General features: G+C 43.9%; 14 protein-coding genes and 2 pseudogenes. 5 read left to right on the forward strand and 11 right to left on the reverse strand.

Annotated elements, in window-relative coordinates:
• Nucleotides 1-34: 34 nt before the first annotated feature.
• From DT065_RS03410 to DT065_RS03450, 9 genes and pseudogenes are all read right to left on the reverse strand, one after another.
• A complete protein-coding gene (locus tag DT065_RS03410; RefSeq protein ID WP_114370891.1) occupies nt 35-2,020 on the reverse strand; it encodes a TRAP transporter permease in 1,986 nt (661 codons plus the stop codon).
• Between the two features lie 17 nt (nt 2,021-2,037).
• Nucleotides 2,038-3,246: a TAXI family TRAP transporter solute-binding subunit gene (locus DT065_RS03415; RefSeq protein ID WP_114370892.1), complete on the reverse strand. Its 1,209-nt coding sequence runs from the start codon at nt 3,244-3,246 to the stop codon at nt 2,038-2,040.
• The gene (locus tag DT065_RS03420; RefSeq protein WP_114370893.1) at nt 3,243-4,196 is read right to left on the reverse strand and encodes an NAD(P)H-dependent flavin oxidoreductase; all 954 of its coding nucleotides are present in this window, start codon (nt 4,194-4,196) and stop codon (nt 3,243-3,245) included. The genes DT065_RS03415 and DT065_RS03420 overlap by 4 nt, the downstream gene beginning before the upstream one ends.
• Before the next feature lie 28 nt (nt 4,197-4,224).
• A complete protein-coding gene (locus DT065_RS03425) occupies nt 4,225-5,295 on the reverse strand; it encodes an NAD(P)H-dependent flavin oxidoreductase (protein WP_114370894.1) in 1,071 nt (356 codons plus the stop codon).
• Between the two features lie 65 nt (nt 5,296-5,360).
• The gene (locus DT065_RS03430; RefSeq protein ID WP_114370895.1) at nt 5,361-6,278 is read right to left on the reverse strand and encodes an MFS transporter; all 918 of its coding nucleotides are present in this window, start codon (nt 6,276-6,278) and stop codon (nt 5,361-5,363) included.
• A gap of 151 nt (nt 6,279-6,429) precedes the next feature.
• Nucleotides 6,430-7,434: pseudogene (locus DT065_RS03435) on the reverse strand (NADP-dependent oxidoreductase).
• Between the two features lie 21 nt (nt 7,435-7,455).
• A complete protein-coding gene (locus tag DT065_RS03440) occupies nt 7,456-8,661 on the reverse strand; it encodes an acyl-CoA dehydrogenase family protein (RefSeq protein WP_114370896.1) in 1,206 nt (401 codons plus the stop codon).
• Between the two features lie 20 nt (nt 8,662-8,681).
• A pseudogene (locus tag DT065_RS19790) lies at nt 8,682-9,715 on the reverse strand (phosphotransferase family protein).
• A gap of 115 nt (nt 9,716-9,830) precedes the next feature.
• Nucleotides 9,831-11,906 carry a sigma-54-dependent Fis family transcriptional regulator gene (locus DT065_RS03450; RefSeq protein ID WP_114370897.1) on the reverse strand — a complete coding sequence of 692 codons (2,076 nt, stop codon included), beginning with the start codon at nt 11,904-11,906 and terminating at the stop codon, nt 9,831-9,833.
• 475 nt (nt 11,907-12,381) lie between these two features.
• Here DT065_RS03450 and DT065_RS03455 point away from each other — a divergent pair, with 475 nt between their 5' ends.
• From DT065_RS03455 to DT065_RS19080, 3 genes are all read left to right on the forward strand, one after another.
• Nucleotides 12,382-12,873 (forward strand): MaoC family dehydratase N-terminal domain-containing protein, encoded by a 492-nt coding sequence (locus DT065_RS03455; RefSeq protein ID WP_114370898.1) that lies wholly within the window; start codon nt 12,382-12,384, stop codon nt 12,871-12,873.
• The gene (locus tag DT065_RS03460) at nt 12,860-13,267 is read left to right on the forward strand and encodes a MaoC/PaaZ C-terminal domain-containing protein (protein WP_114370900.1); all 408 of its coding nucleotides are present in this window, start codon (nt 12,860-12,862) and stop codon (nt 13,265-13,267) included. Before DT065_RS03455 ends, DT065_RS03460 begins: the two co-directional genes overlap by 14 nt.
• Nucleotides 13,268-13,522: 255 nt before the next feature.
• A complete protein-coding gene (locus DT065_RS19080; protein WP_114370902.1) occupies nt 13,523-13,786 on the forward strand; it encodes a hypothetical protein in 264 nt (87 codons plus the stop codon).
• A gap of 47 nt (nt 13,787-13,833) precedes the next feature.
• Here DT065_RS19080 and DT065_RS03470 read toward each other — a convergent pair whose 3' ends face one another.
• On the reverse strand, nt 13,834-14,625 hold the full coding sequence (locus DT065_RS03470; RefSeq protein WP_418314657.1) for a transposase: 792 nt from the start codon (nt 14,623-14,625) through the stop codon (nt 13,834-13,836).
• A gap of 171 nt (nt 14,626-14,796) precedes the next feature.
• On the opposite strand from DT065_RS03470, the gene DT065_RS03475 reads away from it, so the two are divergent.
• Both DT065_RS03475 and DT065_RS19980 read left to right on the forward strand, forming a co-directional pair.
• Nucleotides 14,797-14,994 carry a hypothetical protein gene (locus DT065_RS03475; protein ID WP_114370906.1) on the forward strand — a complete coding sequence of 66 codons (198 nt, stop codon included), beginning with the start codon at nt 14,797-14,799 and terminating at the stop codon, nt 14,992-14,994.
• Between the two features lie 91 nt (nt 14,995-15,085).
• Nucleotides 15,086-16,129 (forward strand): transposase, encoded by a 1,044-nt coding sequence (locus DT065_RS19980; RefSeq protein ID WP_114370908.1) that lies wholly within the window; start codon nt 15,086-15,088, stop codon nt 16,127-16,129.
• 284 nt (nt 16,130-16,413) lie between these two features.
• Here the strand turns inward: DT065_RS19980 and DT065_RS03490 are convergent, their stop codons facing one another.
• Nucleotides 16,414-17,385 (reverse strand): NAD(P)H-dependent flavin oxidoreductase, encoded by a 972-nt coding sequence (locus DT065_RS03490; protein WP_114370912.1) that lies wholly within the window; start codon nt 17,383-17,385, stop codon nt 16,414-16,416.
• Between the last annotated feature and the right edge of the window lie 89 nt (nt 17,386-17,474).

The raw sequence follows: 17,474 nt of genomic DNA on the forward strand, positions 1-17,474 counted from the left end.
ACACTTCCTCACAAAGAATGGATTCTATCGTCCATTATACAGAATGTTGTCCCTTCTTGACAGTCCCCATCTCGCTAGGTTTATTTCTGCTTCGCCATTGATAGATAAAAATAATCGCTATCAACACAAGCCCGAACAAATCCGTCCACAGATGTTCCGTAATCAAAAGAATAGCCGCTGCCAACAGAGATATTCTCTCCCAAACAGCTGTCTGTTTCAACATGCATCCTTCGATAAATCCGGCGAATGCCACGAGTGCCAACAAGGCCGTCGTGATCCCGAAAATAATAGAAGGGACACTACCTTCCAGCGAAAGCGAAGGATTATAGACGAGCATGTACGGCAAAATAAACCCGGCCATGCCGACCCGTAGGGAGTAGACGGCGGTGCGCAACGGATTGCTTCCAGCGATCCCTGCTGTAATGTACGAGGTAATCGCCACCGGCGGTGTGATGCCTGAGAAGATACCGAAATAGAAAACAAAAAAGTGGGCAACGAGCATTGGCACGCCAAGTTGCGTAAGGGCTCCTGCGGCAACCGTCGCGAGAATGACATAAGCCGAAACCGTCGGCATGCCCATCCCCAAAATAATCGAAGCCACCATAATTAACAAAAGCAACGGCAATAATTGCCCGCCCGACATATCCACCGCGAACCGTGAAAAGCTCATGCCAAGCCCGGTCATAATGACAGACCCGGCGATAATGCCGGCACCGGCACATGCCATCACCGTGGGGACCGCGTTACGAATCCCTTTTTCCGAAGCCGCAAAAATGGACATTAAGCCCATACGGCTTTCTTTTTTAACCAAGCTTAATAGAAACACAACCAGTAACGCCCACATGCCGGCTCGCATCGGGCTGTAGCCAACGACCATCAAAACGATGATGATGATCAGCGGCAAAATTAAATACCCTCTGCGCGCGATGAGTTTCCAAAAATTCGGCAGCTGATAGCCCGGGATGCCTTGTAAGCCTAAACGCTGTGCTTGAAAATAAATAATCACCCCGACAACAGTAAAAAATAGAATCGCAGGCAAAAGGGCATAAGCGGCAACTTCAATGTATGGAATGCCGGTGTATTCCGCCATGACAAACGCGGCCGCACCCATGATCGGCGGCATGATCTGTCCACCTTGAGAAGCAACCGCTTCCACCGCACCAGAGAATGTCTTCGTATAACCGACTCTCTTCATTAGGGGAATCGTAAAAGGCCCGGTCATGGATGCATTTGCAGCGCCGTTTCCGCTTACTGTCGCCAAGAGTCCGCTGGAAAGTACCGAAGCGAGCGCCGGGCCACCGCGAATCCGTCCGGTCAACGAAAATGCGAACTCGATAAAAAACTGTCCAACACCTGTCCGCATCATAAAAGCGGCAAAAATTAAAAACAGAATCAGCACGGTTGACGCCACATAAATCGGATCACTAAAAATCCCATTGGTCGTAATAAAAAGGGCATCGGTCATCCGACCGTAGCTAAAGCCTTGATGGCCCAGTATCCCCGGAAACATCGGACCAATAAAAATATAAGCCCAGAAAAATAACGCCAGAATCGCCATCGCGTGCCCAATCGTCCTGCGCACCCCTTCTATGATAAGGAAAATCATGACGGTCGCCACGATTTGATCGAAAAGCGTGGAAGCCCCCTGTCGAAGCGCGATCTCCGGATACGAGAAAAACGCGTGCCCGAGCAGCGCGACCGACAAAACGAACGGTACCCCGTCAAAGAGCCAATGACCGGGTTCTTTTCCTTTCCGATACGCAAACGTACTAAAGCAAAGAATTAAAAAGATAGACGTGAAAACGGCACGATGCTGCCAAGCGGGCAGACCACCCGCGGCCGCGTAATAGATAACATAGACGGCTAAGGTGATGGCGATAATCCCAATCAAAAATTGTCGGAAGCGCTTCCATGTTGACCAGCCGTCCGGGTTGTACAAGGACTTCTCAATGGACGTGTTCATTCTTTCTTCTTCAATGGTTAAATCAATTTTTTCATTTTCTGCATTCGTTTTCTCCATTGCACGCTCCCCCATTCCTAGTCCGTCGCTCCGACTTCTTCGTAATATTGCAACGCGCCCGGATGAATATTTTCGTCGGGATCTTCGATTTGCCCGTAACCGTCTTCAGGGTTAAACCACATGCCCCGGGTCGGCTGCTCTTCCTCGACGCGCGCTGAATTCTCCCAAATCGCCTTCGTCAATTCATAAACAACTTCATCATCCATGTCTTCGTTTACAACCATGATCGCCCAGCTCGCGATTGTCGGTGTATCTTCCGTTTGACCGCTGTAGCTGTCGCCTGGTACCGTCATGTCGGTGGTATAGCCATAGCCTTGCTCATCCAATTCGTCGATCACGTCATCGGGAATGGACAAAAGCTGTACGGACTGCGTCGCGTCAATTTCCGTAAGCCCCGGCACATAGGGGCCGCCACCTTGGACAGTGACATCAATAATCCCATCCCTCATCTGATTCGCGGCATCGCCATAACCGCCGTAATCGACGGATACACCCGCTTCATCGAGCTCCTCTTCTCCGTATCCCATCGCCTCAAAAATGCGTCGAAATGCTGCTTCACTCGCGTCACCCGGATTTCCCGGAATCACATCCGCCCCGTATTCCACCACATCTTCCAAGGATTCATATGGACTATCTTCCAACACCGCGATGTTCCACAACGTTGGGTAAAACGCGCCTAAGGCTTTGACATTTTCTTGAGGTTCCCCTTCAAACGCGCCCTCCCCTTCAACGCCATCGACAAAATCCGATGCAAAAGCGAATCCGGTTTGCACATCAACCCCAGTATTGACCTCGCGAATATTACCGATCGCTCCACCTTCCACGACCGTCACATCCACCTCTTCCAATTCATCCATCCAAATATCGGAAAATAAAGTCGAGAGCGGATACCAACCGGAATCCGTCGGCCCGGAAATATGAGCATGCTGCCAATCATCGTCCGCCGCTTCATCATTGCAAGCGGTTACCAAAAGGCTTGCGCCCAGCACTATGCTCACTAGTGAGCTTTTCTTTTTCCATAAGTATTTCAATTTCTTCCCTCCATCTGGCTGATCATTGTTGTCATATGTAGGGGATATGCAATATTGATGCCAAAAAAGATCCAGCAACGTAAAAGCTGCTGAATCATGGGTTGCGATAGTCATGAGGATTTTCACTGTTGCCATCAAGATGCGATTGTCATTCATGTTTGCATCATTCATGCTTTGTTGCATGATTGTTTTCAAGCCAAATGGTCATTCACTCTTTTTTTCGCCATTTTCGCTTCCTGTATGATGTTGTTCATCAACGCTCGGACGCTTGGCACATCATCGATCAGGCCAATACCTTGGCCAGCCCAGCCAAAGCTTTCCTCAAGATTCCCGTCTTGGATCAGTTTCTGGTTGGCCTGTCCGTTAATGTATGGCCATATCTCTTCAAAAGAAGCACCTTCGGCTTCCATCCGGGCGATTTTTTCAGTTGCTTTCGTTTGCAATACTCTGCCCGGGATGCCGAGGGATTTTTTTATGATCATCGTTTCATTTGCCTCAGCATTGACAATCGCTTCTTTATAGCGAGGATGGGCAATGCATTCTTTTGTGGCAATAAAGCGCGTCCCCATTTCAATGCCTTTCGCGCCTAATGCGAGTGCAGCCGCGTATCCCCTGCCATCAACAAGACCGCCGCTGGCAATCACCGGGATCGAGACCGCGTCTACCACTTTTGGAACCAAAACAATCGTCCCGACATCATCCCTGCCGAGATGGCCGCCGCCTTCCGTTCCCACGACGATAACGGCATCCGCACCCAATGCTTCAGCCTTTTGCGCTTGGCGGACGGACGCGACCAATACAAGTTTTTTTATATTGGTGCCTTCCAGTTGATCAAAGACCGGAGCCGGATTGCCGGCAGTTACGGATACGGCGGGGACCTCCTCTTCAATAGCGATATCCACGAGCTTGTCGATCGATCGCCTACCAAGAGCAAAGTTAACGCCATAGGGCTTCTCGGTTAATGTTTTTGCCTTTTTAATCTCCTTGCGTAAATCTTCGGGATCCTCAAAGAACGTCGCCGTAATTTGGCCAAGCCCTCCCGCGTTTGAAACGGCAGCTGCCAGTTCGGCAAACGCCAGATAGGCGAGCCCCCCTTGAATGATTGGGTATTGAATGTTAAATATGTCACTTACGCGGTTAGGCATTAAGACCCCCCCATTTGTCACTCCCCGATTAACGGAATAAAGCCCCCGTCTCTTCGATCAGCTTATCAAAAAGTTCCTTTGCGGTCATTGCTTCACTAAGCCTCGTCCCCTGCCCTGCCCACAGAGACATGTAATCCGGGTTTTTTTGTTGGCCAGATGCTTTTCGTATGTCCTTCGTTACGGCATTTTGAATCGGGTATGGAGGAATGGCGTCATGGTGCTCGGCCATTTCTTCCATAAACGGATTTGCAATCCCTCTCGCCTCTTTCCCTGAAAACGCCTTTGTGAGTATCGTATCTGCTTCACTGCTGTGTAAAATTTTCTGTTTATGTACATCTTGAGCGCCGCTTTCTTGGCACGTGAGAAAGGCTGTGCCCATTTGCACCCCGCTTGCACCTAACATTAGCGCGGCGGCTACTCCCCTGCCGTCCATGATCCCGCCGGAAGCAATCACAGGCACAGACACATGATCGACGATCTGCGGCACAAGTGCCATCGTTCCAATCATCGCTTGTTCCATGGAAGGTGCTAAAAATGTACCGCGATGTCCGCCAGCCTCACTGCCTTGCGCCACAACGATATCAATGCCGGCTTTTTCAAGTTCGATAGCTTCATTAACCGTGGTCGCGGTACCTAATGTTGTGATGGCTCGATCTTTTAATTTTTGAATCGCATCCGCTGAAGGGAGACCAAATGTGAAGCTAAAACAGGGGACTTTTTCTTCTAAAATAACATTCAATTGCTCGTCAAAATCTTCTTCCACTTGATGTACTTGCGGCTTTTCCAGATTGAAGTTTTGGCGATAACGCTCGGTTAGTTTCAATCCGGTTTCAATATAAGACTGTTCTTCCCCCTTTGAATATTTGGGAGAAGGGATAAACAAATTAACCGCAAATGGCGCGTCCGTCAACGCTTTAATCGCTTGAATGGCCGATCGGATCTGCTCCGGGGCCATATACCCGGCACCCAACGTGCCGAGGCCACCGCTGTTTGATACCTCGGCAACAAGCTCCGGTGTTGTTGCCCCTCCGGCCATCCCGGCTTGAATAATCGGGTATTCAATGTTTAAAAGAGATTGGGTTTTGGTTTCGTGCCACATGTTGCTGCCCCCTCGATATACACCGTAGCAGAATCTAATCTTTCCTCATCTTATTCTCAGCTTCATTAACTTGGCAAGGTATTAGCATGTGAATGTTTACGATCGGAATTCTTTGAACGTAAATAAAGTTGGAATATAACATGGGCAATAATCATCCAGCCTATAAAAACGAAAAATAGATTGCGGAAGACTTCGTCTGGGGGAAAATGCTGCTGCACGGAAATAAGCATCCCCGCAACCCCGGCTCCGAAAGCTCCTCCTACAAATTGGCCCAATTGTACCACGCCCATACCCGCACCAATGAGCTTTGATGGTAACGTTCTCGATACTTCATTAGTCGCGCTTGCAAGCAAAATGTTCGAACCGGAAATAGCAATGATTATTATGGCTAGCGAGGCATATGGAGATATATTGGCAAAAAAAGCAAACAGTATATATGAGATGAGTAAAAACGCCAAGCCCGCTCGGATAACATTCAACGGTCCTTTGCGGTCAATGACTTTACCCGCTAAATTTGCAGTAAATGCTGCTAAAATCGCTCCCGGAAAAATGATGAGCCCGATCTGCAACGGACCCTGATTAAATAGTTCAGCTAATAGAATCGGAATCGTAAATAAGGTTGCAAAGTTCATAAAGAAAGATGTAAAAGGCATAACAAGTAACAGCAAGTAGCCCCGATTATGAAGCAATTCAGGCTGGACGAATGGAATTTCGGCCTTATGGACATGTTTCCATAAAAGGAACATGGCAGGAATTGAAAAAATGAGAGCTGTGTAAATCCCACTCGTTACAAACATAAGGACACCACCCACAGAAACGGCAACCAATATCGCCCCTGGTGTGTCAAACTTCACTTTTAAAATATCTTCAAACGGTAAATTCCTGCGAACAATCGGCAGAATCAACAACACGGCAAAAGGTAAAAGAAACAAGTAATTCCATCCCCATTGCTCCGTCAGTACCCCTCCGAGGAGCGGCCCTATCCCAGAAAATCAGAATGGTCCGTTCATTCATTTCGAAAGGCTTGCTCAGGTCTTGCTCTGCTGTAGGCAAACCAGACATAAACGTTCCTCCAATTGTTTTTCATTACATGGCGGGCTTATGATCAGCTTACCATAAGCCCGCCTTATGTCTTTATTCGATCACCTTAACCAGCTGTTTCCCCAGATTCTCCCCTCGGAACAATCCCAAAAATGCTTCCGGTGCATTTTCCAACCCTTCAACTATGTTCTCTTTATACCTTATTTTTCCTTCTTTCAACCATTTCGACAAATCAACGATGGCTTCATCAAACCGATCGACATAGTCTCTTATGATAAATCCTTTTAGCAATACACTTCTTGTGAGTAAATACGGAAAAACTCGTGGGCCTTGTTCCACTTTTTCTGCATTGTAATGGGCAATTTGTCCGCAAAGGGCAACCCGTGCGTGGAAGTTTAATTGAAAAAGCACAGCGTCGGTTATTTCCCCTCCAACATTATCGAAATAAATGTCGATCCCTTCCGGACAGGTCCTTTTCAGCTCTTCACGGATATTAGTCGTCTTGTAATTAATCACCGCATCAAAGCCAAGCTCATTCTTCAAATACGTGATTTTTTCATCCGAACCGGCAATACCAACCACTCGACATCCTTTTAGTTTTGCGATCTGACCGACAATCATCCCAACTGCCCCTGCGGCTCCAGAAACAACAACAGTTTCTCCTGACTTCGGTTGGCCGATATCCATTAACCCAAAGTAAGCGGTTAAACCTGGCATTCCCGTGACGTATAGGGCCGTTGTTATCGGTGCATTTTCAAGGTTTATTTTTTGTAAATAAGCGCCATCCGCTACTGTATAGTCTGCTCAATCAAGTCTACCCCTGACAAAATCTCCAGGCGTAAAGTCAGAGTGATTGGATGACACAACTTCTCCAACAACACCACCTGTTAGCGGTTTACCTACCTCAAAAGGAGTTGAATACGATTTTGCATCATTCATCCGTCCACGCATATAAGGATCGACGGATAGATAGTGTGAACGTACGAGCACTTGGCTCTCACCCGGTTCCGGTACGGTTGTTTTTACAAATTCAAATGTAGATTTATCCGGTAGTCCTTGCGGCCGTTTTGACAATAATATCTGACGGTTTTTATCCATACTCAAAAACATCCTCCGTATTTATCGATATTTTTTCAGTTCCAATCGACCAACCGTCCGACGGTGAACTTCGTCAGGACCGTCCGCGAGGCGCAGCGTTCGTGCTTTGGCCCAGCTTTGCGCGAGGGGAAAATCGTCGGTTACGCCGGCGCCGCCATGGGCTTGAATCGCGCGATCAATGACACGTAGTGCCATGTTCGGTGCGACAACTTTGATCATGGCGATTTCCGTGCGCCCTTCTTTATTGCCGACGGTGTCCATCATGTAGGCCGCTTTCATCGTTAAGAGGCGCGCTTGTTCGATTTCGATGCGGGAATCGGCGATCCATTCCTGAATAACGCCTTGCTCCGAGAGCTGTTTGCCGAAGGTGGAACGATCTTGGACGCGTTCACACATCGCCTCGAGCGACTTTTCCGCTAACCCAATCAAGCGCATGCAGTGATGAATGCGTCCCGGTCCCAAACGCCCCTGTGCAATCGCGAACCCTTTGCCTTCATCCCAGAGGATGTTCGAGGCTGGAACACGCACGTTGTCGAATTCCACTTCCCCGTGCCCTTCGGGGGCATCGTCATAACCGAAGACCGGCAAATGGCGCTTAATCTTAACCCCGGGCGTGTCTCTCGGCACTAAAATCATCGACTGCTGCGTGTATGTCGGACTGTCCGGGTCCGTTTTTCCCATCACAATCATAATTTCACAGCGCGGATCCATAATGCCCGACGTCCACCATTTGCGGCCGTTAATGACGTAGTCATCACCGTCTTTTTTAATGTGCGTTTCGATGTTTGTGGCGTCCGATGAAGCGACATTCGGCTCGGTCATCGCGAACGACGAGCGAATTTTCCCGTCAAGCAGCGGCTCCAGCCACTGTTTCTTTTGCTCCTCCGATGCATAGCGGACAAGCGTTTCCATGTTGCCGGTGTCCGGCGCCGAGCAATTGAAGATCTCCGGCGCAATCGAAGATCGTCCCATGAGCTCACATAACGGCGCGTATTCTACATTCGTCAACCCCGCGCCGTACTCGCTTTCTGGCAAAAATAGATTCCATAGCCCCACATCCTTCGCTTGTTGCTTCATATCTTCCATAATCGGCGGTGATTGCCACCGCGTGGACTGTTGGTTTAATTGTTCTTCATACACCTTTTCGTTTGGCTCAATAACGTCTTCCATAAAACGGCTAACTTGATGTTGCAAATCCTTTACCTTCTCAGACAATCCAAAATCCATGATTATTCCCCCTCGTTTAATCATTGCCAAGCATATTCAATTAAATTTTTCGCGCGTTCGTTATGATGTTTGAACCGTTCGTCTTCCGTTTGTCCATTCTTCAAGCGGAAATAGATTTGTTGAAAAATTACGGCCAATTTAAAATAAGCAAAAATTTGATGAAAATAAAGCGAAGAACAATCCCGCCCAGTTTTTTCTACGTAACGATCAATCAGTTCTCGACGGGTCAAAAATCCAGGTTTTTTTGTAATGGCTTTTTGAAATGTCGATTGCAATAACTCCGGATCATCTTCTTCCACCCAAAAACTAAGCACTGCACCAAGATCAAAAAGAGGGTCACCGATCGTTGCCATTTCCCAATCAACGACAGCTTTCACTTGGCTGACATCTTTGGAAAATAAAAGATTATTAAACTTGAAATCATTATGGATCACAGTGGTCTCCCCATCCGGGGGATATTATCCAAAAACCATTTTTTCAATTTCTCATACTCGGGGATATCCTCGGTTTTTGCACGCTCATAGCGCTTGATCCAACCGTGTACTTGCCGCTCCATGAATCCCGCCGGGCGACCGAATGTGTCAAGGCCAGCCGCCTGTACATCCACTTGGTGTAATTCAGCTAACGTATCGATAAAGGTATAAGAAAGCTCACGACCTAAATCTTCCGTTTCTTGCACTCCTTCAGGGAATGACTGATCAACCACAACCCCTTCCTTTCGTTCCATAACATAAAATGGCACTTCCATCACCGCGTCATCTTCCCCGAGCACATACGGCTTGGGCGCCAATGGAAAAACTGGATGGATCCGGGAAAGAATCCCGTATTCTCTTTTCATGTCATGCGCCTTAGGAGGGAGCGGGCCAAAAGGCGGGCGGCGCAATACCCCTTTCCAGTCCCCGCAAGCTAGAAGATACGTAAGATTGGACGCACCAGTGTAATATTGCTCCACCTGCAAAGGTTCATCTTTGGGAATGTTATCCAGATGTTTATCCAAAAAAGCTTTCACTTTTACCACATCCAGCTCTTCCCCGCTGAACACCGATTGTGTCATTTCGTTTCACTCCCCACGGACATAAATTTTAGTTCAGCTCTGTTGTGAAGTCCTACGATTGACTCCGAGCTGCCCGCATCCACCGTGGACCTAGTCACTAATGGTTTCATTTAATTTAATCTAATATTATATTATACTTATCCATTTTTTTATAGAGCCATGTTCTACTTCTTCCCAACATTTTACTAGCTTTGACCTTATTCCCTTGTGCTTGATGTAATATATTTATAATTAGCTCTTTTTCGCCTCTAGTATCAGTTCGATAATCATCATGAGAGACAAGATAATCATGGTGCGAATGTTTCTCTAAATTACGTATATCATTTGGCAAATGTCCGATGTCTATATAACCATCTGTTGTTAGATTGGCACCACGCTCTAATACATTTTGTAATTCCCGGACGTTCCCAGGCCAATTGTATTCTATTAAACTAGCATGGCTCTCAGAAGTAACACCTTTAAGAGAGAAGCCCTCATGATTTAACCGTTCAATTAAGAAATCTATTATTAATGGAATATCCTCTTTTCTCTCTCTTAATGGAGGAATATTCAGTGGAAAAACATTTATCCGGTAATAAAGATCTTCACGAAATCTACCTGTTTTCACTAAATATTTTATGTTTTGATTTGTTGCTGTTATTATCTTGCTATTCATTTGAATTTGAATTGTTCTGTTACTCCCAACGGGTTCAAATTCTTTTTCCTGAAGTACACGTAATAGTTTACTCTGTAGTGAAAGCGACATGTCACCAATTTCATCTAAAAAAAGCGTGCCCTGTTGTGCTAACTCAAACTTCCCTTTTTTTCCTCCTCTTTTTGCACCTGTAAATGCTCCATCTTCATATCCGAAAAATTCTGCTTCTAATAACTCATCAGGAATAGCAGCGCAGTTAACTTTTATAAAGGGCCCAGATCTCGATGAAGCAACATGAATCCCATGTGCAAATAATTCTTTCCCGGTTCCATTTTCACCTAGGATCAGAACCGTTGAACGACTTTGTGATGAAACAAATGCCTCTTTTTTAACCTCTTTTATTGAGGTGGATTTACCTATGATGTCATTGAATGAATATTTAGTACCGCTAATATTTTGTTCCTTTTTTTGAAGAAGCGGTGCCTTAACTACATCTGACTGAATTTTTTCTAATCCTTTATATATGATTTTAAATATTGTACCTATTATCTGATTACCATCTTTGATAGGGTTACTATAAATCAAGCTTTTTTGCGTTCCGATCAAACGATTTAAGCCTTTTAATGGCACACCCAAATTAAAAGCCTCTTGTATATTTAGATCAGGAATTTTATCAAAAATTGATTCCCCAATAATTTCCTCTTCTGAAGATGAAAAAAGATTACAAAAGCTTTTATTTACTACTTTAACAACCCCTTCCTTATTAACAAGAGTTATGGCATCCGCAAATGGATCTATCTCATCTGTTACTTCCAAAGCTGTACGTAGTTTTTCATTCCAATTACTAATATGGGTGTATTTTTCTTCAGTAGGTAGTTTCTTCATAAGTAGCATTACGCTATTAAATTTATTTTTTTCAAATAATGGGATACATTGGATCAGTAAACTAAATTCATTAACCTTTATCCGTTGTTTCGAAAATTCTTTTTTATAATATATAGTATCTTTTATAAGTTGACCAATAGTAGGGTAACGTTCAGTAATATGAGAAAAATCATATGAAATATCTGTTTGAAAAATGCCTCTAGCAATAGGATTTACTGCAATCATCTTCATTTGCTCATTTACGGTAACAAAACCGGCGTCGATTTTATCAATTACTTTTAGTTGGGATTGCAAACTTTCAAATCGTTTTTGCCATCGTTTTAGGATATGGGGGGTAGAAATAACCCCAATAGGTTGGTTTTGAGAATTTACAACGGGTGCATGGGAAATAGAATGTTTTAAAAATAAAAATCTAATTTCTGAACTTGTTGATTCTGGTGAAAGGCATATTGGATTGGTGTTAATAAATGGTTGTATTGGCTGATCTAATTGATTATCGTTTGCTAAAGCTTGTATTACACGGTTTTTGGTTAATATTCCTTCTAGATAACCGTCATTGTTTATAATTGGGATAATGCCATTCGCTGTTTTTGCAAAAGTTTTCAACGCAGTATTCAAACTGTTAGTTATGAGAAGTGATTCAAAATCTGATTTTGTTATTGCTTCCTCCATAAAATTCACCCTTTTTGAATATTTTTAAATTCTAAAACTCTTAAGTGAATTACATAATTAATTAAATTCTTTTTTCATAATATTTTTATTTCAGAGTATGTGCCTAAAATCAATGTAAATATATTGTAACACATGTGTTCACAGTTTTGAACACATATTACAACATCAAAATATTAACGCACTTTTTTTGATATGTCTGTTCAAACGTGAATTCGTTCGAATAGCTTATCCACATGAAAACTTTAAACTATATACCTAACTATAAATCTTTGAACATTCACAAACAAGACTTGGCATGAATATTGCATATTTAATGTATTAGATGAATGCTGCGACTTTCTAATAGCCACTTATTATTTGGTACAACTGTCCTTAAAAAGGTGCACAAATTCTATGGCTAACAATCAACGTGGTTGTTCATGGAACGTTTCACTTTCTCTTCATAGGATAAAATAATATAAGGTGTGATTTTAAGATGTCAGACAAACAAAGATTAGTAGGCTTGGAATTTGAGCCATACAGTTTGGATGTAGAAAAAGGAAAAATTAGAGAATTTGCTTTAGCCATCGGGGATTACAACCCCATTTATTTTGAAGAAGATGCCGCCAAAAAGGAAGGATTTGAAGGGATCCCAATTCCGTTTACATTCCTTCAGGTTATTGATATGTGGGGGGGGAACAGTTTTGATAAAAAAATAAGAATGTTGGATCTCAGCCGTGGGAGAATACTGCACGGAGAGCAGGATTATGAAATGTTTGCTGATATATACGCGGGAAACCGTTTAACAGTCTCCTCTAAAGTCATAAACGTACAAGAAAAAAAAGGTTCCTTAGGAGCTATTAATCTTATTACCACAGAAAACACTTATACGAATCAGCAGGATGAAAAAGTAGTAGCCATATCTCGCAATACATTGGTAGAGAAGCTCTATAAGATGGGAAGGAGAAAATTGAATGAATGCCATTGATTATAAAAGCATACACATTGGGCAGACCTTTACTCTCATTGAAAAAGAACCAATCACAAGAGTGCAGTTAGTGAAATACGCTGGTGCTTCTGGGGATTTTAACTCCCTCCATCTAGTAGAAGATGTTGGGGAGGAAGTTGGTACGGGCATTATAGCACATGGGATGTTGGTTATGGGTATGATTTCAGAAGGCATTACAACCTTAATACCTAGAAAATACGTAAGAAGACTTAACGTCCGTTTTCAGAAAATGACCTATCCGGGTGAAAGTATAAGGGTGGTAGGGTCGATAATAGAAAAAAAGAAAAATAATATAATCGTAGGAGAAGTTCAGGCAGTAAATCAGGAAAATGATATAAAGGTAAAAGGTCAATTTGAATGTGTACTTCCATAAAAAGGTTCACTCAGGCGCGTTGATTAGCCAAAATTATCAAAGCAAAATAATTCACTAGCATTTCATTAATAACAAAATAAAGTAGTTGGCGCATAAAAAAATCCTTTATAATGGAAAGACGGGTGGTATCCTGTCCAAATCCAATATAAAGGACCAATGTTATGGACAAGCATACCCTATTTTCTTCATTTGGTAAATGGATCGCACCGATTAACTTTGAACAATTGCAAGAACGAGTGACGGACTGGCGGCAAGATGCCTATACGAAAAGCTGATATCAAACTTTTTCTCCTTGCGCATTTACAAGAGATCGATTGCCTGCCGGTGATTTCAGCCGGGTTGTTAGATGAAGATCTGCAACAGGCGGTTGGGTTCGAGGTCATTAGCCCTTCTCAACTGTCTCGAAAACACCGAGGTGTCGATCCATCTTTGTTATCGACGATCTTTGTTGGATCTCGTGCAACGCATTCGGCACTTTCACCGAAAATCATCGCTTCGCATGCCGTTAAAAATCATTGATTCAAGCACCATCCCCCTTGATCTGACGCTGTATAAATGGGCGGAGTTCAGGAAGACGAAAGCTGGAGTAAAACTCCACTTGTGGCTCGTCTATATGGATCGGCACACCACTTATACAGACAAGGCGGTGCTGACACCGGCGAAGGAGCACGACCGTGGACAACCGGAAGTGCTCGTGGATGACAAGGAAGCCATGTATGTCGGGACAGCTCCTCCAGATGGTTAAGATCTCGTTTCACGTAACCCAACTGCTTTCGAATCGCTTTCCGTACCTTTTTTCGTTTCGGGCTTTTCTGCTTAATAATGGACAGGTATGACTTTCGGGCTTGGTTCCGATAAGTACGTGGTTTCTTCTGTTTTCCACGGAAAGGTTCGTGCAGCACGTCAATCCTCGCTTCCAGCTTCAAAAGTTTCAAGTCCGTTGGGTATGTGATATCTGCAGGCGCACACGTGGCATCGATCAAGAGCTTTCCTTGATGCGTTCTCGGGGCGTCTTTTTTCTCCTCTATTTCTTTAGAGGGCGCAGAAGAAGGCGTTTCGTGATGATCATCATCGTCACCGTCACCATCTGTTTGGGATTGCTGGTCTTCCACGAGCCACGCATTGATTTGATCAATCATCTCACGGGAAATACGTTTGCGAAAGTGAGTCATGGAAGAAGCGTCGAAAGGCGCTGTTTCCGTGAATTCAGGCAGACCAAGGAAGTATTGAAGATACGGATTCTCGGAGATCTGTTCGACGGTTTCGCGATCACTCGTGCCCAGTTTCTCCTTGATAATCAAAGCACCCAGAGCCATTCGGACGGAATACGCTTGGTTCCCTTGTGTCAGGTCTTTCAGGGTTTCCTTATAGTCACTAGCTTAGCATTAAAGTGAAACGCTGGTTGTCAAGAAAAAAGGCTCAAAATCCAACAAAAAATTTATGGAATTTCTGTCCAAAAAATCACAAAAAACCTTATAATGAGAGGGAGCGGTGGTCCACGTCCAAATCTCTCACTATAAGGAGTCCGTATGGACAAGGATACCCCAACAACCACATTTAAGGAAGCTTTACATCCGTTAAATATTACGAAGGTTTTAGAAGATTTTTTAGGCGTCAATCGATACGTCAAAAAATTAACCTATGAAAAATTGGTAACTCTGATGATGGGTCTTCACCAAAATCTATGGCTGAAAAATACGGACAAATATGGTAATGAACTCAAATAAATGAAAAGCACCCGTCACCCTTGACACTATGATGAATGTGCACACAAAAAGCATAGTGGGATGATCAGGTGCACAATATTGTATCAAGCAATTGCTTGAACTTCCAGACGTCGATATTAAAGAAAGCTATCTCAATGCAGAGAAAAACGTAATCTTTGAGGTAACGCCTACCGAGCATATCCAACCTTGTCCGGTTTGTCTCTCTGAACAGGTGAAACGAAACGAAACGAAACGGAACGGAACGCCTTATAAGCGTTGTGTCCGCCATTTATCCATGGGTGTTTCTCACACTTATTTGGTGCTTCCGGCGATTGCGCAAGCATGTCAGAGCTGTGGGTTTCATTTCGTATGGCAATATGATTTTGTGGATCCGAAAAACCGGTATACCATCGCTTTTCAAAACCAATGCCTTCAAAAAGGACATGGGACAACCGTCAAAAGCTTGGCAAGATTTGAAGAAGCCCCTTACACAACTGTCGAACGCTATTTTAAAGCCGGCCTTCAGTCGGAAAGTGAAGCGACGCAACAGACATGTTTTCAAAATGCGATGGATCGACAGGGCTTGGTTTTAGAGATCGATGATTTTGCGATCCGTAAGGGCCATACCTATAACACCAGGATCCATGACTTAAAAGGCGGAAGCATGCTCGATATCATCTCTGGACGAAAAAAAGAAGATTTACACGCGCATGCCGAAGAGCATTCGTATCTCCATGTCTTGAATCCCGTCGCCGTTGTCATGGATATGAGTTTCACTTATCATCAAGTGATCGGTTCATGGTTTCCACAGGCTATTCGGATTGTTGATCGTTTCCATGTGAATCGCTATGTGACTGAAGCCCTTCAAGACGTTCGTCGCGATGTACAAAAAGGATTGTCCCCGCACGCTCGGAAAAAACTAAAAAGGAATCATCGTCTTCTGGCCAAGCGGGGAGATAAGCTGTCAGACAATGAACAAGCCATTGTGCAAACCATTATTCATTATGATGCGAAACTTGCCCGCGCTTACGAATGGAAAGAAGCCTTTATCGAATGGTATGACCTTAGTACGAACGCCGAGCAGGCGACCGTAACGCTGAAAAATGGTACAAACAAGGCCATGCCATCCAGCACCAAGCGGTCAAAGAATGCCTGAAAACCCTGAAGAATTGGGAGTTAGAGATTGTTAATTATCATCGTTCACGTTACACGAACGCCGTTGTGGAAGGACGGCATAATAAAATCAAAGCCCTGCAACGCCGCCATTATTTTACAAGAAATCCTAACGTCTATCACCAACGCATTCTTGTTGAATGTAACGAAGACTACATGGACCAATATATGGAAATGTAAGCTTAGTCAACCATAGATTTTGGTGTAGAGCCACTATTTTTTATTAAATTGAATATTAAATAAATAGATGTCAGACCGGTGAAATAATTACTCTACGCAATACAATTCATTTACTCTATTTAATATTTGATGGCTTTCTTTAACTATACTATTTATCGTTTCTTGGACAGTGAGTATATCTTGGATCAATCCAACAGACGTGCCACATGACCAAACACCAGCGTCAATCTCGCCCTTAAAAAATACTCGGTTTACTTTTTCGCCTTCAATCAAGGGAAGTATTTCTTTTAATGATGCTCCACGATTTTCCGCTTCTAATACCTTCATGGCTACATTATTTTTTGAAACACGGTGAGTAGATCCAATTGATCTCTGAATAAGTGAACTGTCAATTTCCGATGCATCTATCATCCACTGTTTTATGTTTTCATGAAGAATTGATTCTTGTGTGGCCATAAATCTGGTGCCCATCAGAATTCCCTCCGCTCCCAGTGATAATGCTGCTGCTAATCCGCGACCGTCAGCAATTCCACCTCCAGCGATCACCGGAATTTTCACCGCATCGACTGTTTGAGGAATTAAAGATAAGCCCCCAATATCCCCCTCTCCAGGATGACCTCCTGCCTCTATACCAATAATTGTGACAGCATCAACACCAATTTGTTCGGCCTTTTTAGCGTAACGAACACTTGGAGCTTTATGAACAACTGTTACTCCATTATCCTTTAATACTTTCATATACTTTTCCGGACTTTTTCCTGCCGTCTCTACAACACGAACGCCCTCCTCAATCAAAACATCAATAAACTCTTCATTTGGTAATTCTAATCTTCTGGGAGAAATTGTAATGTTAACACCTATAGGCTTATCTGTTATTTGTCGCGCTAATCGAATTTCTTGCCTTAACCTATCTGAAGTTTCAAAGTTTCCTGACGTTATAAACCCCATACCGCCAGCTTTTGAAACAGCTGCCATTAAAGGAGCCAAACCTAAACGAAACATCCCTCCACATATAATTGGATATTCAATGTTGAGTAAATCAGTAATTGACGTTTTCATTATCTAGATCCTCCATTTCAGAAACTGTGATAAATAGTATCCATTTCATTGATTTAAAGGTGTTCTCGGCATAGGACTGGTCTGGAGCA

Origin of the sequence: Salicibibacter kimchii (assembly GCF_003336365.1) — a bacterium.
In the GTDB taxonomy this organism is placed as follows: Bacteria; Bacillota; Bacilli; order Bacillales; family Marinococcaceae; genus Salicibibacter; species Salicibibacter kimchii.